We start from the raw sequence: 18,557 nt of genomic DNA on the forward strand, positions 1-18,557 counted from the left end.
GGGGTCCGCCCGCTACTTCCGCAGCTCGAACGTCGTCGCGCCGACCTTGATCGGGGCGCCGAGGTTCACGGGGACCGGAGCCGTCACGCGGGCACCGTCGTGCCAGGTGCCGTTCGTCGAGTCGAGATCCTGGATCATCCACTGGTCGCCCCACAGCACGAGGCGCGCGTGGTGGCTCGAGGTGTAGTCGTCGCGGACGACGAGGCCCGACTCGCTCGAGCGGCCGATCGTGAGCGGCTCGTTGCCCAGCGGCAGTTCGAGCCCGGTCTTCGGACCGCTCGTGATGACGATGCGGGACGCGGTGGCGGTCGTGGCCGGTCCGCCGGGCCTGGCGGCCGGCGCGGCCGCCGCAGGGGCGACCGGTGCGGTCGCGGAAGACGCGGCGCCGGGCACGGATGCCGCGGGCGCGACCGCTGCGGCGGCCGCGGCATCCGGCATCCGTCTCACCTTCACGCCGAAGAGGTCGGCGCGCAGCGAATACACGACGGCGAACACGAACGCCCACAGCAGCACCAGGAACCCGATGCGCAGCAGCAGCAGGGTGAGCTCGCTCATGCCAGCGGGCCCCTCTCCTGCGCGTCGAACGCCCGGGTGGCATCGTCAACGGATGCCGCGGGCCGCTGCGCGCTCGCCTGCGCGACGACGCGGAACACGATGTCGGTGCGGCCGATGCGCACGGTGGAGTCGGGCGGGAGCGCCGCCTCCGTCACCTTGCGGCCGTCGAGCATCGTGCCGTTGGTGGAGCCCAGGTCCCGCACCATGGCGCGCTCGCCGTCCCACAGGATCTCGACGTGCTTGCGGCTGGTGCCCGAGTCGGCGACCGTGATGTCGGCGTCGCTGCCGCGCCCGATGACCGTGCGCGACTTCGTGAGAGGGATGCGGCGTCCTTCGACGTCGACGACGCCCCGCCACGACACGCGACCGCCCTGGGCCGTCGAGGACTCGACGCGGAGCGTGCCGGTCGACAGCTCGTCGTCGCGGCGGATCGCGATCGTCACGGGTCCGGCGAACGAGTAGCCCTGGGCCTTCGCGTGTGCATGGACGAGCGTGTCCAGCTCGTGCAGGAGCGCGTCGCCGAGCGCCGAGATGCGGTCGTCGTCCGCGGCCGCCAGGCGCACCGTGAACGTGTTCGGTGCGAGGATGCGGTCGCGGCTGACGACGGCCGCCTTCTTGTCGAGCTCGCTGCGCAGGGCCGATGCGATCTCGACAGGCTGGATGCCGCTGCGGAAGGTCTTGGCGAACGCGCTGTTGACTGCGCGCTCCAGACCTTTCTCGAAGCTGTCAAGTAGTCCCACGGAGCTCCTCTAGAGGGGGGTGCCGGTTGCTACATGCTAATTGCACAGGCTGTACCCGTCATGGATCGCGCCCCCGACCAGGCGAGTTCGGAAGGGGCCGCGACGCATGATATCCTCGGGAAGTTGAGTTTCGCGGGATCTGAGGATCCGGCGGCTCGCGCGAGTGGCGGAATAGGCAGACGCGCTGGCTTCAGGTGCCAGTGCCCGAAAGGGCGTGGGGGTTCAACTCCCCCCTCGCGCACAGCGCAGAAGAGGACTCCCGTGAGGGGGTCCTCTTCTTTCATGCGCGGCGCGGCGTGCAGCCGCTCACGCGCCGTCGAGCGCCGGGGGGAGTGTGAAGACGATCTCCTCGATCTCGCGGCCGACGCCCGGGGCGAAGTCGACGTTGCGCGACACCTCGGTGAAGCCGACCTTGGTGAGCACGGCGATCGACGCGGCGTTGTGGGCGGCGGCGCGGGCGAAGAGCGGGCGGATGGGCTCGCGCGAGATCAGATGGCGCAGCGCTGCGGTCGCGACGCCCCGGCCCCACGCGTGGCGGGCGATCCAGTAGGTGACCTCGCGGTCGCCGTCGACGGTGAAGGATGCGGCGGTCCCGGCGAAGCCGCCGTTCTCGGTGACCACGAAGGAGAGCACATCGGTGGTGGCGAGCTGCCGCTGGATCCACGCGTCGAACGCGTCCCGGTCGTCGGGATCCTCAGCGGTGAACGCGGCCATCGCGATCGCCTCGCGGTCGCGCATCATCTCGAAGATGGCGTCGAGGTCGTCTTCATCGACAGGTCGCAGCTCGATGTGGTTCACGGTCTCACGGTAGCCGCGGCATCCGTCACCGAGAAAGGGCGCGGATCAGTTCAGGCCGTGGATGCCGCGGAGGAGGGATTCGGCGCGGTCGGCGTCGCGGGCGACGAATGCGGCGCGGAAGTCCTCGTAGGCGGACGTGCGCCCGACGGGGCATTCGATGAACGGCCGCCAGCCGACCATGTCGCGCCGGATCGCGAACTCGTACTCGCGGACGAACTGCAGCAGGGCGAAGTTACCGCTCGCACGGGTGACGACGAAGAAGAAAGCGTGGCTGGCCACGGCGAGGGCGTCGGGGTCGTTGGCGCGGGAGGCCGCGATGACGTCGTCGAGTCGTTCCAGCGCGAGCTCGAGCGTCTCCGCGTCGGCGCGTTCGGATGCCATGCGCACCGCGATGCCCATGTTGAAGGCGACGAGCTCGAGCGTGTCGTTCTGCTGATTGGGGTGGGACACCCGCGTGTAGCGGTGCGGGGACACCTCGACGAGTCCCGCGCGCTCCAGGCGCTGCAGCGCCTCGCGCACCGGTGTGCGGGAGACTCCGAGCCATTCGGCCAGCTCCTGGTCGCGCAGCCGGTCGCCAGGAGCCAGGCGGCCGTCGAGGATGGCCTCCCCCAGGCGGGCGTACACCTCGTCTCCGAGCACGGCGCGGCTCGGCTCGAGCGGGACGAAGGGGGCGGTCATGAGTGGCACCAGTGTACGCCGGAGGATTCAGCTGCATAGACCCTCTTGAGGTGGCCTTCAGGCGGTTCCCCGCCAGCCCGCCGGACGTCACCAGAAAGTGCGCAAACACTGAGGATCCGGCCTCGCTCTCGCACTGATATATCGGTACGATGTTTCCTGTCCACGTTACGACGTGGCTTATCCGGGGGGATCCGTCGACGCCCGGGCTTTCGAGCGGAGCTCAGCCCGGGCGGACGATGGCTCATGGAATCGGGCACGGTGGTCCACCGGCTGCTCTGCAACATTTGTGTCACCTTCGCAACTGGGTCTCGCCGCGCGCCCGCCTGTTCACTACGTTGGATGCAATCGCCGCAATCGCGACGAGATCAACGAAGAACGGCAAGTAATGAGCACGCAGGGCACCGTCAAGTGGTTCAACTCGGAGAAGGGATTCGGCTTCATCGCCCCCGATGAGGGCGGCGCAGACGTCTTCGCGCACTACAGTGCGATCCAGTCGGGTGGATACCGCTCCCTCGAGGAGAACCAGCGCGTCGAGTTCGAGATCGCGCAGGGACCCAAGGGCCTCCAGGCCGAGAACATCCGTCCGCTCTGAGCGGCGGACCGATCGCTTCGCGCGGTCGAAGCCGCGGTATCCCATCGGTGGGTGCCGCGGCTTCGTCGCGCGCAAGCGATCGAACCGCGGCTCAGTCCCGGGCGCCGCGCACGAGTTCGATTCCCGCGCCGGCGAACTGACGCAGCGTCGCGTCGGGCAGGAACGCCCGGGCGAGTGCGCCGCCGATCCGGGTGAGGTCGCTCTCGTCGCGGAACAGCAGGTACATGGTCTCGTACCGCGGGTGGAACTTCTGCTTGAAGCGATGCAGCGACCGGAACCCGTACACCGGCTCCAGCGTGTCGGCGAGCCTGTCGCTGAGCGCGGCGATCATGCCGGCGTCCGGCGGGTAGTCGTGGGCGAGCGGTGCCCCCGACAGCGACATGATCTCCGCGCCCTCATCGGAGAACTGCCTCGCCGAGGAGCCGATCAAGAACTCCATCACCGGGCCGAACCCTCCCTCGCGCCGGCGCATCAGGTCCAGTGTCCATCCCTTGACAGCGCCGCCCTCGCCATAGACCGGCAGCCACGACAAGAAGCCGTCGACGTCGCCGTTCGGCGCGAGCGCCAGGGCGAGCCGCACCTCCGGGTCCTCCGCCTCGACGAGCGTGCCGAGGGTGAACCCCATCTCGGGAAGACCCTTGTCGCCCACCCACATCTCCGAGATCGCCCGCAGCTGCTGCTGCACGCCCCATGGCTCCTCCTTGAGGCGGGTCATGCGGAAGGTCATGTCCTCACGCCCGGCTCGATTGAGCGACGAGCGCACCGAGTTCCACCGCTTGCCGGTGAACTCGAGGCCGGGGAGATCGACGATCGTGTCGTCGGCGACGACCAGACTGCGCCATGACCCCGGCACGGCGGCGCGCGTGGCCTCGTCGGCGCTGAAGAAGCACGGGATCAGCCCCGCCCGCTCGGCATCGCGGATGAATTCCTGCACGGATGCTGCGCGCGACGCCTCCGGACCGATCGGGTCCGCGAGGGCCAGCGCCACACCCGCTCGCCGCTGATACGCGACGATGCCACCGGTCGTGCGCGCGTAGGCGTTCCCCTCCCACGTGGTCATCCACGAGAGGGTTCCGCCCCCGTGGGCGTGCAGCATCCGTTTCACGTCCTCGACGCCGGGCGCGGGCTGCCGGCCGATGCGCGACCGACGCCGGGCGCGGAAGGCGTGGCGCACCCAGATCAGGTAGACGAGCATGAGCAGCCACATCGCGCCGCTCGCGAGGGACAGCTCCGTCTCGCCGTCGATCGTCGCCTCGACCTGGGCTTCGGAGGCGATGATGACGGCCGCCCCGACGAGGAGTGCCGTCAGAATGTTGAAGGCGGCCAGAATGACGGCGAGCACCCACGCCCACCGGCGCCCGCGCCGGAGCCCGTTGGCGATGATCACGATGATGACGACGTCGATCAGGAAGTCCCAGAAGCCGCCCGAGGCCGGCTCGGTGGGTCCGAACGGGCCGTTCGTCGGCACGAGGATCGTGATGACCTCGATCGCGCCGAGCACCAGCACGGAGATGAACGCGATCAGGCGCTGCTCGCGCATCGTGGTGCGCTGGAGGCGCAGCGAGCGATCGACGAAGAGCACGAGGAGCACGGCGAGCAGGTGCTCGAGATCGGCGAGCGTGCCCCAGAAGAGCATCGCCACGAACACGAAGCCCAAGAGGACGAGCCACGCGCGCACGCGCCAGGGACTGCGCAGCAGGCCGACGGCCGCGGCGACGCAGGCCATCGTGCCGCCCGACGCGCCGACGTCCAATGCGGCGGCCTGCGCCTGTGCCCAGTCCCACGATGCGATCGCCGAGCAGCCCCACAGCACGAGGGCGGTCGCGAAGATCGCGAACAGCTGACCGACCCAGTAGTACGCGAGGGCGACGCGCCAGCCGCGACGGAACTCCAGGTACGCCATGCCGACGAACCCTGCGATCGTGAACGCGTAGACCCACGGCGCGTTGACGAAGAACGTGCCGGTGAACGGCGTCCACCACCGCCCCGCCTCGAAGGCGGGCAGTCCGTATGCGACGACGTCGAAGAGGTCGGACTCCTCGAAGGGCCGCCACAGCCCCTGCCAGACGACGCCCGCCACGAGGATCAGCGCGATCATCGTGAGTGTCGCCGGAAGCCGCCTCACCCCGGCGAGCATGCGGTCAGGTCTCTGAGTCGCCCCGTCGCTCATGGGGTTCACGATAGCGGTGGGGCATTCCGCTGTGCCTTTACGCGGGCGGGCCCGCCTGGTGGGCGAAGTCCGCGAGGGCCTTGGCGTCCTCGGCGTCGCGCATCGCGCGGCGGGCCGCGTCGAGTGCGGCCACCGGATCCTGCGTCTGTCGGGCCTGGGCGAGCTCGCGCTGGGCCGACAGCAGCCGCGACCGCGCGTCGGCTCCGGCCCGGGAGCGGGACACGGATGCCTCGGCCTGTGCGAGTGCGCCGCGCGCGGCGGCCAGGGTGCCCGGCAGGGCGGTGCGCGCGCCGCGCAGGCGCTGCTGCGCGGTGCGGGCGTCTCCGAGGGCGAGGTCGAGGCGGCTGCGCAGGCGCGCGATGGCGTCGACGGTGCGGGTGGGGCGGCGGGCAGCATCCGTCTCGATGCGGTTCAGCTCGGCGTCGATGGCGTGCAGCTCCGCGCCGAGCCGCGCGGCGTCGGGGGCGTCGAGGTGCTCCCGCGTGACGCCGGCCTGGCGCAGGGCGTTGCGCGCCGACGCGATCTCGTCGGGCACGGCCTGTGCGGCCTGCAGCACGAGCCGGTGCGACTCCTCGAGGTTGCGGGCGTCCGCCTCCGCCTGGCGGAGCGCCCGCTCGGCGGCGGCGAGTTCGGGGAGTGCGCTCAGCGACGGGTCGGCCGCGCGGGCCGACGCGGCGTCGAGGTGGCGCCGGGCGGCGGACACCCCGGAGAGCGCGGCGTGCGCCGAGCGCGAGGCATCCCGCCACTCCTCCTCGGCGAAGCGTGACGAGAGGTCCGCGACGAGCGCGGCAGGATCGCCCATCGACGCGTTCAGTTCGGCGAGCCGGCGGCGGGCGGCGTCGATCTGCCCGGCGGCCGACACGTTCGCCGCGACCCACGCGCCATGCTCCTTTCGGGCCGCGGCGACGACCGCCAGAGCCTCGCCCGCGTGTCGCTCGATGCGCGCGGCGACGCGGTGCACCTCCGGTGCAGCGACGGCGGGATCGCTGATCGCGCGGTAGTCCTCGAAGGCGTCGTCACGCACGCGCTGTGCGGTCAGGCGCGCTCGCCGCAGCGACGCCGGAGCGTCGCCGCCGTAGAGCGCGCCCGAGAGGCCGACCTCGAGGTCGAGCTCGCCGACCTCGTCGTCGAGTCGCACGAGGGTCGCACCCGCCTTCGCCCGCGCCTTGTCGGCGGCGGAACGGGCCCGCGGGGAGCGGCGCGCACGGCGCACAGCCCACACGATGGCGGCGACGGCGATCGCCGTCACGCCGAACACGACCAGGGCCGGCACCAGCCACCCCAGGATCGTGGCGGCGAGCTCAGGCATCGGCGACGCCGGCGGTCGTGGTCGCGCCGTCGTCGGCGTACTCCCCGAACATCAGCAGCGCACGCAGCTGGTCGACGTCGTCGACCACGGCCTGCGCGCCCTCGGATTCGTGCGGCCAGCTGAAGCCCCACCGCACGAAGATCACCGGCACGCCCTGTTCGGCGCCGCCCTCGACGTCGTGATGGCGGTCTCCGACGAGCACCGGCCGGCTCGTGTCCACGCCCGCGGCGGCCAGGCGCCGCAGCGCCTCGGCGACGATGTCGGCCTTCGCGCTCAGGGTCTTCTCGTCCTGCGTCGCGCCCACGATCGCGGTGAGAGAGGTGGACAGGTCGAAGTGGTCCATGAGCGCGACCACCTGCACCTCGGGCTTCGAGCTGGCGGTGGCCTGCGGGATGCCGCAGGCCGCGACATCCGTGATCAGCTCAGCCATACCGGGGAAGAGCTTGGCGCCCGTCGTGTACCCGTCGGTCTTGTTGAGGCCTCGGTAGAAGGCTACGGCCTCGGCCGCCTCTTCGGGCGTCATGCCGACGTTCACCTGGAACGACTGGTACATCGGCGGGCCGATCCAGTGCACGAGCTCGGCGCGGGTCGGCGGACGCTTGCCGAAGTGCTCGAGGGCGATGGTGAGGCGGCGGAGGATGCCGTCGGACGCGTCGACGATCGTTCCGTCGACGTCCCACAGCACACAGGTCCACGGCGATCGGCTCGGCATACCGACCAGCCTATGCGGAGCGGGCCCCGACCCCGTCGCCGCGAGGCGTGCGGGCTAGAACAGGCGCGGGGCGCCGGACTCGATGCCCTTCATGCCCTCGTAATCGAGGGTGACGCAACGGATGCCGCGGTCCGCGGCGAGCACCTTCGCCTGCGGTTTGATCTCCTGGGCGGCGAAGACACCGGTCACGGGAGCGAGGTGGGGGTCGCGGCCGAGCAGTTCGAGATAGCGCGTGAGCTGTTCGACGCCGTCGATGTCGCCGCGGCGCTTGACTTCGACGGCGATCGTCCCGCCCTCGGGGTCGCGCAGCAGCAGGTCGACCGGGCCGATCGCGGTCGGGAACTCCCGGCGCACGAGCGTCAGGTTCTCGCCGATGACGTCGACCTGCTCGGCGAGGAGCCGCTGGAGGTCGGCTTCCACGCCGTCCTTCTGCAGCCCCGGGTCCATCCCGAGCTCGTGGGACGAGTCGTGGATGACCTCGTAGATGCGCACCAGCAGCGCGTCGCCCGTCTTGGCGTGCGTCACACGCCAGTGCTCGAGCACTCCGGCGGACGCCGACTCCTCGTCGGGCACCTCGACGTCGAGCCGGCACGGGGGGCTCATCCAGTTGAGCGGCTTGTACGAGCCGCCGTCCGAGTGCACCAGCAGCGACCCGTCGCCCTTGTGCACCAGCAGGCGGGTGGCGAGGGGCAGATGGGCGTTGAGCCGCCCGGTGTAGTCGACGGAGCAGCGGGCGATGACAAGACGCACCCGAAGAGCCTAGCCTCCCGCATCAGCTTGCCTGCAGGCTGGTCGGATAGCCTTTGCCCTCGTTGCGCGCTCTGCGGCGCGCCCCCAGACCCCCGGCATCTCACGCCGTTTCCTTCGTCCGGAGAAGAACCGATGAACTCTCGTCACCCCGACGCGACCGTCCACATCCTGTCCAGCACCGTCGCCGAGCTCCACGTCGGCAGCGACGTGGCGGAGGTCGTCGCCCCCGACAGCCTCGCGCTGCGCGACCGCGTGGTCGAGGAGATCCGCCAGATCGCAGCATCCGCCGGCGAACCGGCCCACGCGACGCTCGTCGAGGGCTCGTCCCGCTGGCCTCTCGTGGTGCATCCGGACGGCACGTTCGACGAAGCGCTGGAGGAGGCTGCGGTGGACACGACGGCGGTCCCCGTGGCGGCGGCGGTGCCCGCGCCCGCGCCTGCTCCGGCAGCGGCCCTCCCGGTTACTGCGCCGACGCCGGTGCCCGCGGTGCCGACACTCGCGCCGGTGGCGGAGGAGGTGGCGCGCCCGACCGTGCAGGACCTGCTCGATTCGCGCGGCGGCGGGGGGCGGCCCCGTGCGACGACGGGCTGGCAGGGTGCCGTGCGGCGCGCCACGGGCGGCCTCATCTCTCCCGCGCCCGGTCGCGTCGAGCAGTCGCGACTCGACCGTGAGAAGCGCGTCCAGCGTCGCCTCGACGCCCCGCGCACGATCGTCGTGCTCAACCCGAAGGGCGGCGCGCACAAGACGACGAGCACGCTGCTGCTGGCCGCGACGTTCGGCACGCTGCGCGGCGGTGCGACCCTCGCGTGGGACAACAACGAGACCCGCGGCACGCTCGGATGGCGCGCGCAGCACGCGCCGCACCACCGCACCGCCGTCGACCTCCTCGAGGACCTCGACGAAGCCTCCAACTTCCGCGGCTCCAGCCTCGCGGCGCTCGACCACTACGTCCGCACGCAGGTCGACGCCCGCTTCGACGTGCTCGCCTCGGACGAGGATGCCGCGGCATCCTCGACGATCGACGCTGCGGCGTTCGACCGGCTCCACGCCCTGCTGCGCCGCTACTACCGCCTGATGATCGTCGACACCGGCAACAACATGCGCGCGTCGAACTGGGTCGCAGCCGTCGCCGCCGCGGACCAGCTCGTGATCGTGTCGACCGTGCGCGAGGACACCGCGGCCAGCGCGGCGTGGCTGCTCGACGGACTCCGCGAGAAGGGCTTCGGCAGGAAGATCGACGAGGCGGTGACCGTGCTCACGGCGCCCTCCTCCCGCCCGGACCGCAAGCTCGAGTCGCGCCTCTCGCAGCACTTCGAGCAGGTGACGTCGGCGGTCGTGAACGCGCCGTTCGATCCGTCGCTGGTCGACGGTGGGCCCATCGACTTCGACGCACTGTCGCCCGAGACGCGCGACGCCTGGCTCACCGTCGCCGCGACGGTGGCCGACCGGCTCTGATCCGAGCTGATCCGACCCGGTGCGGGGGCCGGCTCAGTGGTGCGCGTGACCCGCGCCCGCACCCACCTTCGACCCGGCGATCGGCTTCGCGGCGCCCGAGGCGAGCCCCGACATCGCGATCAGGCCGACGATGATCCAGAGCGTCGGGAGGATGCCGATCTCGTGGCTGATCCAGCCGAGGATCGGGGGACCGCACAGGAACGCGAGGTACCCGATCGTCGCGGCCGCCGAGACGGACGCCGCCGCCTTCCTCGGGTCGTCGGCCGCCGCCGACATGCCGAGAGGGAAGCCGAGCGAGGCGCCGGCGCCCCACAGCGCGATGCCGATGAAGGCGATCGGCAGGTTCGGCGCGAGGATGAACATGACCAGGCCGACGCCTGCCGCGATCGACAGGATGCGCAGCGACCACACGCGGCCGATCCGATCCACCAGCGGGCCGCCCAGGATGCGGAACGTGGTCATCGCGACCGAGAACACGGTCAGGGCGATGGCCCCGACGGCCTCGGTCTGATCGTGGCCGTCGACCATCGCGATCGTAAGCCAGTCGTTGGCACTGCCCTCGGCGAACGCCATGCCCAGCATGATGGCGCCGATCGCGTAGGTGCGCGGGTCGCGCCAGACGGCCAGGACCTCGGCGAAGCGCTCGCGGCGCGTGACGCTCGTGGCCGGATCGTCGTGCATGCTCTCGCGCACGGGGACGGCGCGCAGCGACAGCAGGCCTGCCGCAGCCACCAGCAGGCCGGCGGCGCCGAGGTGCCAGCCGACTCCGACGCCCAGGGCCGCCATCGCGACACCGAGACCTGCGCCCGCCACCGTGCCCAGGCTGAAGAAGGCGTGGAACAGCGGCATGAGCGTGCGTTCGAACGCCTGCTCCACCGCCGCCGCCTCGACGTTCATCATGACGTCGGTCGCACTCATGCCCAGGCCCATGAGCCCGAGCCCGACGGCGGCGACGACGTAGGACTGCAGGAACTCCACGCCGGCCCCCGCGACCACGACGCCGAGCGCGAACGTGATGATCGTCGCGAACATGCCCCGTCGCGCGCCCCAGCGCGCGACGATCACGTTGGCCAGCGACAGGCCCACGATCGAGGCGGCGCCGGACACGAACAGCAGGACGCCCACCTGGAGGTCGTTGATGCCCAGGTCGACCTTCACGGCCGGCAGCCGCGCCGCCCACGACGCGAAGCCGACTCCCATGATGAGGAAGATCGTGAAGATCGCGGTACGCCAGGCGACCAGTTGCCGGCGGGTGAGCGCGGTATCCATCCGCACATGCTACCGAATCGATTCGACATCACCGGTTCGGGACGGGCTACGATCGTGACAGCATGAGCCGACAGGACACCGGCATCCGCCGGGCCACCATCTCGGACGTCGCCCGCGAGGCAGGCGTCTCGCCGTCGACCGCCTCCGTGGTGTTCAGCGGCAAGACGCCGGTGTCGGAGGCGACGCGGCGTCGGGTGCTCGACGCGGCCGCCGCGCTCGGCTACACCGGCCCCGACCCGCGCGCCGCTTCCCTGCGCCGCGGCCGCTCGGGGATCGTCGGCGTGGTGTTCGAGGAGCATCTGGGCACCGCGTTCCTCGACCCGGTGAAGACCCTCATGATGGACGGCCTCGCCGACGCGGTCACGCCGCTGGGCGCCGGGCTCCTTCTCCTGCGCGACCACGAGCCCACCGGCAGCGGCCCCTCGCTCACGACCGCGCCGCTGGACGCCGCGGTGCTCATCGGCTGCAGCGGTCTGCTGCGCGAGTCCCTCGAGACCGTCAAGGCACGTCGCATCCCCGTCGTCGTCATCGAAGGGGATGCCGGAGACGACGTGCCGCGCATCGGGCTCGACAACCGCGAGGCCCAGCGGCAGGCCGCGAGTCACCTGCGCGCGCTGGGGCATCGCGACGTGGCCCTCGTGACGCTGCCCGCGCGCGTCGACTGGCAGCGCGGCTGGCTGCACGACGACACGGCGGTCACCGTGGACGTCACCCGCGAGCGGCTCGCGGGCGCCCTGGACGTGTTCCCGGGCGCCGCCGCCTTCGCCGCCGCCGGAAGCTTCATCGACGAGGGGCTGGCTGCCGGCCGGGAGATCTTCGCGGATCCCGATCGACGACCCACCGCGGTCATCGCGCAGAGCGATCTGCTCGCCGCCGGGGTGATCCGGGCGGCAGAGGAGGCGGGTCTCCGCGTGCCGGAGGACGTGAGCGTCACCGGCTTCGACGGCATCGTCGTGGATGGCCTCGCCCCGTACGAGCTCACCACCCTGGTGCAGCCCGCGACCGACAAGGGCCGCGCGGCCGGCGCCGCCGTCGCCGCGATGCTCGAGGGCGCCCCCGCGGCGTCGATCCGGTTCACGTGCACCTTCCGTGAAGGAAACACCACCGGACCGGCGCCCACGCCGGCCTGAGACTGAGGAACATCCGCGCCCGAGGGACGCGATGTATGCCGTTCGGGCGATCCGGTGCGACCCGCCCGGTAGGATGGTTCCCGACACCCCGATCGCCTGGGCTTTGCGCCGTCCTCCACCGATGAGCGTCTGCCGACGACCACGAGGAGGCCCGAATGCTCCTCGTTCTCGGCGCGTTCGCGGTCGTTCCGATCCTGCTGCCGTGGATCGTGGCGCGCATCGGGGCCCGGGCGTTCTACATCGCGGCGATCCTCCCGATCGTGGGTTTCGTCCACGCAGCCGCGGTCACGCCGGAGGTGCTCGCGGGTGACATTCCGTTCGAGACATACGCGTGGATCCCCCCGCTCGGCATCGACCTCTCGATGCGGATGGACACGCTGTCGTGGCTCATGACGCTGGTCGTCACCGGTGTCGGAGCGCTCGTGATGATCTACTGCCGCTGGTACTTCCGCGGCAAGAAGGACAATCTCGGCCAGTTCGCGGCGGTGCTGCTCGCGTTCGCAGGAGCGATGTACGGTCTCGTCCTCACCGACGACCTCGTCGTGCTGGTGATGTTCTGGGAAGTCACGAGCGTGCTGTCGTACCTCCTCATCGGGTACTACAACAAGCGTGCGGCGAGCCGTCGTGCCGCGCTCCAGGCCCTCCTCGTGACGACGCTCGGCGGGCTCGTCATGCTCATCGGCGTCGTGCTGCTCGTCGTCGACGCGGGAACCTCCCGCATCTCGACGATCCTCGCCGAGGCCCCCTCAGGACCCGTCGTCGACGCCGCGCTCGTGATGATCCTCGTCGGCGCGCTCAGCAAGTCGGCGATCTTCCCCTTCCACTTCTGGCTTCCCGGCGCGATGGCCGCGCCCACCCCGGTGAGCGCCTACCTGCACGCGGCGGCCATGGTGAAGGCCGGCATCTATCTCATCGCCCGCTTCTCCCCCGTCTTCGCGATCGCCCCGCCGTGGCGGCCGATCGTGATCTCGCTGGGCGTGTTCACCATGCTGCTGGGCGGCTTCCAGGCGCTGCGCGAGACCGACCTCAAGCGCGTGCTCGCGTTCGGCACCGTGAGCCAGCTGGGGCTCCTGACCGTCGTGCTCGGCTACGGGACACGGGATGCCGCGCTCGCAGGTCTCGCGCTGCTCTTGAGTCACGCCCTCTTCAAGTCGGCGCTGTTCCTCGTGGTCGGCGTCATCGACCGCCAGCTGTCGACCCGAGACCTGACCGAGCTGTCGGGCGTCGGTCGGCAGGCGCCCGTCATGGCGACGTTCTCGATCATCGCGGTCGCATCGATGATCGGCATCATCCCGACCATCGGCTTCGTCGCCAAGGAGGGCGCCCTCGCCGCGCTCCTGCACGAGGCGCTGGGCGGCGCCGTGTGGGGGATCGTGGCGCTGCTGGGCGTGGGCCTCGGTTCGGTCCTCACGGCGGGCTACGGCATCCGTTTCCTCTGGGGCGCGTTCTCGACCAAGCGCGAGGCGAATGGCGACCGCATGCCCGACACGCAATGGCCCGACCCCCCGATCGGCTTCCTCGTGGCGCCGATCGTGCTCTCGGGCCTCACCGTCGTCGCGGGTGCCTTCGCGCCATGGCTCGACAAGGTCCTCACGCCTTACGCCGACCAGGCGCCGGCATCGACTCCCGGCGTTACCCCGCCTGAGCATCCCGCCCACCTCGCGCTGTGGCACGGCCTCGAGCCGGCGCTGTGGATCTCGCTCGCGACGATCGCGGTCGGCGTGTTCGTCTTCTGGCTGACGCGCAGCTGGCGCCCCACGAGGCGCCTGCTGCCCTTCACCGCGGCCGAGGCCTACAACGGCGTGCTGCGCGTGGTCGCGCGTCTGTCGGTGCTGACCACGAGCCTCACCCAGCGCGGCTCGCTGCCCGTGTACGTCGGAACGATCTTCGTGGTGTTCGTCGCGGCGGAGGCGACCGCGCTGCTCGCGAGCGACGACTGGCAGGCGAAGCTCGACGCGTACCAGACGCCGACCCAGTTGCTCGTCGCGCCGATCATGATCGCCGCGGGGCTCATCGCGATCCGCGCACGCAAGCGGTACACCGGCGTCGTCCTCGTGTCGGTGACGGGGCTCGGCATGGTCCTGCTCTTCGCGACGAGCGGAGCGCCCGACCTCGCGCTCACCCAGATCCTCGTCGAGACGGTGACGCTCGTCGCCTTCGCGCTGGTGCTGCGGCGCATCCCGTCGCGTCTGGGCGAGCACAACGCCTCGGTGTGGCCCGTGGCCAGAGCCGTGCTCGGCGCGGCCGTGGGCATCACGATGGCGCTCGTCGCGATCGTGGCCACCAGCGCCCGCGTCGAGAAGCCCATCTCGGATGCGTTCCCCGACCTCGCGTACGAGCTGGGCCACGGAAAGAATGTCGTCAACGTCGCGCTGGTCGACCTGCGCGGCTGGGACACGATGGGCGAGCTGTCGGTGCTGATCCTCGCGGCGACGGGCGTGGCATCCCTCGTGTTCGTCACCCATCGGGCCGACACGCTGTCGCGCGCGATCTCGTCACTGCCCACGGGAGCGACGCGCACGCGTCGACCGCTCGTCGAGACCGCCGAGGGGGTGCGGCCCCGCGGCTCCGGTGGCGGGCGGATGGCGTGGCTCGTCGGAGGTCAGCGCGTGCGTCCGGAGAACCGCTCGATCATGCTCGAGGTGATCGTGCGGATCCTCTTCCACACGATCATCATCGTGTCGCTGTATCTGCTCTTCGCCGGCCACAACCTGCCTGGCGGCGGGTTCGCCGGAGGTCTCGTCGCGGGCATGGCACTCGTCATGCGCTACGTCGCCGGCGGCCGCTACGAGCTGGGTGCCGCTGCCCCCACCGACGCCGGGCGCCTGCTGGGCACGGGAATGACGATCGCGGTCGCGTGCGCGATCGTGCCGGTGCTCTTCGGCGACCAGCCGCTCACGAGCTACTTCTGGGAGTGGGACGTGCCGCTGCTGGGCCACGTCGAGTTCGTGACGTCGACGCTGTTCGACATCGGCGTCTACCTGGTGGTCATCGGGCTCGTCCTCGACGTGCTGCGCAGCCTCGGCGCCGAGGTCGACCGTCAGGCGCAGGAAGCCCGAGAGCGTCAGGGGGTGACGGCCCCGTGAACGTGTCGCTCGTCCTCATCATCGTGATGGCCGTGCTCTTCGCCTGCGGCGTGTACGCCATGCTCGAGCGCAGCCTCACGCGCGTGCTCATCGGGTTCCTGCTGCTCGGCAACGCGACCAACCTGCTCCTGCTCATCGTGATGGGAGATCCGGGCGTCGCGCCGTTCTTCGGGTCCGCAGCATCCGTCGACGACATGTCGGACCCGCTCCCGCAAGCCCTCACCCTCACCGCCATCGTCATCACCTTCGCGGTCTCGGCATTCCTCCTCGCCCTCATCTACCGGTCCTGGCAGCTCGGCCGGGCCGACACGGTGACCGACGACGAGGCCGACCTCGAGGTGCGCGAGCGCGGGGCCGAGGACGAGGAGACGATGGACGAGGAGACCGAGATCGAGGCGGTCGACGACGACGCCACGACGGACTTCGTCGGCACCGACACGGCTCCGATCACGATCCTCGGCACGCGCGACTTTGCCGGTCTCCGCGACGACGCACCGGTCGACAGGCCGCACCCCGGATCCCGCGACAGGGGTGACGACGCATGATGCAGATCGCGCCCGCCCTCGTCCCGCTGCTCGTCACGCTGCCCCTCCTCGGCGCCGCGATCGCCCTGATCGCGGGCCGGCACCGCAAGACGCAGGTCGCCGTCTCGGTCGTGACCCTGAGCGCGGTGACCGTGATCGCGGCCGTCCTGCTGTACGTCGTCGACACCGGCGACAAGCCGATCGCGGTGTCGGTCGGCGGCTGGCCGATCCCGTTCGGCATCGTGCTCTACGTCGACCGGCTCGCGGCGCTCCTCGTCGTCGTGTCGAGCATCGTGCTGCTCGCGGTCCTGCTGTTCTCGGTGGGTCAGGGAGCCGCGGACGGCGACGACGACACCCCGGTCTCGATCTTCCACCCCTCGTACCTCATCCTCGGGGCGGGCATCTTCAACGCCTTCATCGCCGGGGACCTCTTCAACCTCTACGTCGGCTTCGAGATCCTGCTCGTCGCGTCGTACGTGCTGATCACGCTCGGCTCCACCGAGTCGCGCATCCGGACCGGCGTCGTCTACATCGTCGTCTCGCTGGTGTCGTCGATCCTGTTCCTCGCCGCGATCGCGATGATCTACGGCGCTCTGGGCACCGTGAACATGGTGCAGATCTCCGAGCGCATGGGTGAGCTGCCGCAGGAGACGCAGCTGATCCTCCACCTCATGCTGCTGCTGGCCTTCAGCATCAAGGCCGCCGTCTTCCCGCTGTCGTTCTGGCTTCCCGACTCGTACCCCACCGCGCCTGCGCCGGTCACCGCCGTGTTCGCGGGCCTGCTGACGAAGGTCGGTGTCTACGCGATCATCCGCACCGAGACCGAGCTCTTCCTCGAGAACGACGTCAACCAACTGCTGATGTGGGTCGCGCTCGCGACGATGATCGTCGGCGTGCTCGGCGCGGTGGCGCAGGCGGAGCTGAAACGCATCCTGTCGTTCACGCTGGTGAGCCACATCGGATACATGATCTTCGGGCTCGCGATCGCGACTCCGGCCGCCATCGGCGCGACGATCTACTACATGGTCCACCACATCGTGGTGCAGACGACCCTGTTCCTCGCCGTCGGCCTCGTCGAGCGCCGCGCGGGCTCGACGTCGATCCTCCGGGTGAAGGGCCTGATGAAGGCGGCGCCCGTCATCGCGGTGCTGTACTTCATCCCCGCGGTCAACCTGGGCGGTCTGCCGCCGTTCTCGGGCTTCATCGGCAAATTCGCGCTGTTCGACGCCGCCGCGCAGGTGGGAACGCCGATCATGATGGTGCTGATGGTGGGCGGGATCCTGACCAGCCTGCTCACCCTGTACGCGCTGATGCGGGCGTGGAACCTCTCATTCTGGCGCGAGGACGACGACTCGGCAGAGACCGAGGCCCGCATCTCGTATCTCGGCTCGGCACCCGCCGCCGGGGTCGAGACGGAGCGCCGCGTCATCCCGAAGATCATGACCGCAGCGACCACCGGCATGGTCGCGATCACCGTCGCCCTCACGATCTTCGCCGGACCGCTGTACGACGTGTGCACGCGCATCGGCGCGGCTCTGCTGCAGCCGGTGTCGCTGACTCAGCTCGAAGACGACCTCGCGGGAACGGAGAAGACCCCGTGAGCCCCGACCTGCCCCAGGGCCGGCTTCGCCGCGCGTTCGCGACGGCGTGGCGGCAGCTGCCGTTCTTCGTATGGCTCATCGCGCTCTGGATGCTGCTGTGGGGCCAGTTCACATGGCTCGCGTTCCTCACGGGACTCGTGGCCGCGCTCGTCGTGACGCGGGTCTTCCGCCTGCCGCCTGTCGAGCTGTCGGGCCGGGTCAACCTCTGGTGGGGCCTCGTGTTCGTCGTGGAGTTCGTGGCCGCGGTGGTGCAAGGCTCCCTCACGGTGGCGTGGCAGGTGCTGGACTTCCGCCGGCAGCCGGGAGCGGCGATCATCGGGGTGCGGCTGCGCACCGACGACGACCTGATCATGGCGCACGTCGGGGTCACCTGCTCCCTCATCCCGGGCTCGCTCATCGTCGACACCGATCGCGACCGGCGCATCCTCTACCTGCATGTGATCGGCGTGCGCGACGACCGCGACGTCGAGAAGCAGCGCGCGAGCGTGCACCACTGGGAGGAGCGCATCGTGCGTGCCGTGGGTTCGCGCGCGCAGCTGCAGGCCATCAAGGGAGGTGGCCGATGAACGTGCTGCTGCTCGCGATCTACGTCATCTTCGCCGTTGCGGCGCTGCTCACCCTGTGGCGCATCGTCATCGGGCCCTCCATCCTCGACCGGGCCGTGGCATCCGATGTCCTCCTCACGCTGGTGATGTGCGTGCTCGGTGCCGAGATGGCGATCAACCACCACACCCGCACGCTCCCGGTGCTGCTGATCATCGCGGCCGTCGGGGTGTTCGGGTCGATCTCGATCGCGCGGTTCGTCGCGAGAAGGGACCAGGACCGCTGATGGACGCCGCTGTCGACCTCGCCGCCATGGTGCTGATCCTCATCGGCGCGCTGCTGTGCCTCACCGCCGCGATCGGCGTGCTGCGCTTCCGCGACGTGCCGAGCCGCCTGCACGCGGCGACCAAGCCGCAGGTGCTGGGCCTGATCCTCATCTGCCTCGCGATCGCGCTGTCGCTGCGGTCGTGGCCGGTGGTCGCGTTCCTCGTTCCGGTCGTGCTGATCCAGCTCGCCACGGCTCCGCTGTCCGCACACATGGTGGGACGGCAGGCCTACCGCAACGGCACGATCGACGAGGCGGCGCTGCACGTCGACGAGCTGGCCGAGTCCAAGCGCACCCCGCCCGCCGCCGGCGGCTGAGGC

General features: G+C 70.6%; 18 protein-coding genes and 1 tRNA gene. 10 read left to right on the top strand and 9 right to left on the bottom strand.

The window, feature by feature from the left end:
- Positions 1–12 precede the first annotated feature (12 nt).
- Together JNB61_RS07370 and JNB61_RS07375 are read right to left on the bottom strand one after the other, a co-directional pair.
- The gene (locus JNB61_RS07370; RefSeq protein ID WP_159840691.1) at positions 13–555 is read right to left on the bottom strand and encodes an FHA domain-containing protein FhaB/FipA; all 543 of its coding nucleotides are present in this window, start codon (positions 553–555) and stop codon (positions 13–15) included.
- Complete coding sequence (locus tag JNB61_RS07375; protein ID WP_220339208.1) at positions 552–1,295, bottom strand: FhaA domain-containing protein; 744 nt, start codon at positions 1,293–1,295, stop codon at positions 552–554. The genes JNB61_RS07370 and JNB61_RS07375 overlap by 4 nt, the downstream gene beginning before the upstream one ends.
- Before the next feature lie 157 nt (positions 1,296–1,452).
- On the opposite strand from JNB61_RS07375, the gene JNB61_RS07380 reads away from it, so the two are divergent.
- Positions 1,453–1,536: transfer RNA gene (locus JNB61_RS07380), tRNA-Leu, on the top strand.
- 65 nt (positions 1,537–1,601) lie between these two features.
- On the opposite strand, the gene JNB61_RS07385 is transcribed toward JNB61_RS07380, so the two are convergent.
- Positions 1,602–2,093: a GNAT family N-acetyltransferase gene (locus tag JNB61_RS07385; RefSeq protein WP_220288937.1), complete on the bottom strand. Its 492-nt coding sequence runs from the start codon at positions 2,091–2,093 to the stop codon at positions 1,602–1,604.
- Between the two features lie 45 nt (positions 2,094–2,138).
- On the bottom strand, positions 2,139–2,771 hold the full coding sequence (locus JNB61_RS07390; RefSeq protein ID WP_220288938.1) for a GntR family transcriptional regulator: 633 nt from the start codon (positions 2,769–2,771) through the stop codon (positions 2,139–2,141).
- A 385-nt stretch (positions 2,772–3,156) separates the two neighbouring features.
- Between JNB61_RS07390 and JNB61_RS07395 the strand changes: the two genes are divergently transcribed.
- On the top strand, positions 3,157–3,363 hold the full coding sequence (locus JNB61_RS07395) for a cold-shock protein (protein WP_109208752.1): 207 nt from the start codon (positions 3,157–3,159) through the stop codon (positions 3,361–3,363).
- Between the two features lie 91 nt (positions 3,364–3,454).
- On the opposite strand, the gene JNB61_RS07400 is transcribed toward JNB61_RS07395, so the two are convergent.
- Genes JNB61_RS07400 through nucS form a run of 4 tightly spaced genes read right to left on the bottom strand, consistent with a single transcriptional unit; the run spans position 3,455 to position 8,304 of the window.
- Positions 3,455–5,533 carry a bifunctional lysylphosphatidylglycerol flippase/synthetase MprF gene (locus JNB61_RS07400; protein WP_220339209.1) on the bottom strand — a complete coding sequence of 693 codons (2,079 nt, stop codon included), beginning with the start codon at positions 5,531–5,533 and terminating at the stop codon, positions 3,455–3,457.
- A gap of 37 nt (positions 5,534–5,570) precedes the next feature.
- The gene (locus JNB61_RS07405) at positions 5,571–6,842 is read right to left on the bottom strand and encodes a hypothetical protein (protein WP_220339210.1); all 1,272 of its coding nucleotides are present in this window, start codon (positions 6,840–6,842) and stop codon (positions 5,571–5,573) included.
- Positions 6,835–7,554 (bottom strand): HAD hydrolase-like protein, encoded by a 720-nt coding sequence (locus JNB61_RS07410; protein WP_220339211.1) that lies wholly within the window; start codon positions 7,552–7,554, stop codon positions 6,835–6,837. The genes JNB61_RS07405 and JNB61_RS07410 overlap by 8 nt, the downstream gene beginning before the upstream one ends.
- A gap of 54 nt (positions 7,555–7,608) precedes the next feature.
- Positions 7,609–8,304, bottom strand: coding sequence for an endonuclease NucS (gene nucS, locus JNB61_RS07415; RefSeq protein WP_220288942.1), 696 nt, complete (start codon positions 8,302–8,304; stop codon positions 7,609–7,611).
- 132 nt (positions 8,305–8,436) lie between these two features.
- Between nucS and JNB61_RS07420 the strand changes: the two genes are divergently transcribed.
- Positions 8,437–9,759, top strand: coding sequence for a MinD/ParA family ATP-binding protein (locus JNB61_RS07420; RefSeq protein ID WP_220339212.1), 1,323 nt, complete (start codon positions 8,437–8,439; stop codon positions 9,757–9,759).
- A 33-nt stretch (positions 9,760–9,792) separates the two neighbouring features.
- On the opposite strand, the gene JNB61_RS07425 is transcribed toward JNB61_RS07420, so the two are convergent.
- Entirely contained in the window at positions 9,793–11,028 is a 1,236-nt protein-coding gene (locus JNB61_RS07425) for an MFS transporter (protein WP_220288944.1), read from the bottom strand.
- A gap of 62 nt (positions 11,029–11,090) precedes the next feature.
- On the opposite strand from JNB61_RS07425, the gene JNB61_RS07430 reads away from it, so the two are divergent.
- From JNB61_RS07430 to mnhG, 7 genes are all read left to right on the top strand, one after another.
- Positions 11,091–12,158 (top strand): LacI family DNA-binding transcriptional regulator, encoded by a 1,068-nt coding sequence (locus JNB61_RS07430; RefSeq protein ID WP_220339213.1) that lies wholly within the window; start codon positions 11,091–11,093, stop codon positions 12,156–12,158.
- A gap of 155 nt (positions 12,159–12,313) precedes the next feature.
- Positions 12,314–15,244 carry a Na+/H+ antiporter subunit A gene (locus JNB61_RS07435; protein ID WP_220339214.1) on the top strand — a complete coding sequence of 977 codons (2,931 nt, stop codon included), beginning with the start codon at positions 12,314–12,316 and terminating at the stop codon, positions 15,242–15,244.
- Positions 15,241–15,789, top strand: coding sequence for a Na(+)/H(+) antiporter subunit C (locus JNB61_RS07440; protein ID WP_220288947.1), 549 nt, complete (start codon positions 15,241–15,243; stop codon positions 15,787–15,789). Before JNB61_RS07435 ends, JNB61_RS07440 begins: the two co-directional genes overlap by 4 nt.
- Entirely contained in the window at positions 15,786–17,369 is a 1,584-nt protein-coding gene (locus JNB61_RS07445; protein WP_220339215.1) for a Na+/H+ antiporter subunit D, read from the top strand. Before JNB61_RS07440 ends, JNB61_RS07445 begins: the two co-directional genes overlap by 4 nt.
- Positions 17,366–17,935 (top strand): Na+/H+ antiporter subunit E, encoded by a 570-nt coding sequence (locus JNB61_RS07450; RefSeq protein WP_220339216.1) that lies wholly within the window; start codon positions 17,366–17,368, stop codon positions 17,933–17,935. Before JNB61_RS07445 ends, JNB61_RS07450 begins: the two co-directional genes overlap by 4 nt.
- Positions 17,932–18,198: a monovalent cation/H+ antiporter complex subunit F gene (locus JNB61_RS07455; protein ID WP_220288949.1), complete on the top strand. Its 267-nt coding sequence runs from the start codon at positions 17,932–17,934 to the stop codon at positions 18,196–18,198. Before JNB61_RS07450 ends, JNB61_RS07455 begins: the two co-directional genes overlap by 4 nt.
- Entirely contained in the window at positions 18,198–18,554 is a 357-nt protein-coding gene (gene mnhG, locus JNB61_RS07460) for a monovalent cation/H(+) antiporter subunit G (RefSeq protein ID WP_220288950.1), read from the top strand. The genes JNB61_RS07455 and mnhG overlap by 1 nt, the downstream gene beginning before the upstream one ends.
- Positions 18,555–18,557: the final 3 nt, after the last annotated feature.

Origin of the sequence: Microbacterium ureisolvens, from assembly GCF_019511645.1 — a bacterium.
GTDB lineage: Bacteria > Actinomycetota > Actinomycetes > Actinomycetales > Microbacteriaceae > Microbacterium > Microbacterium ureisolvens_A.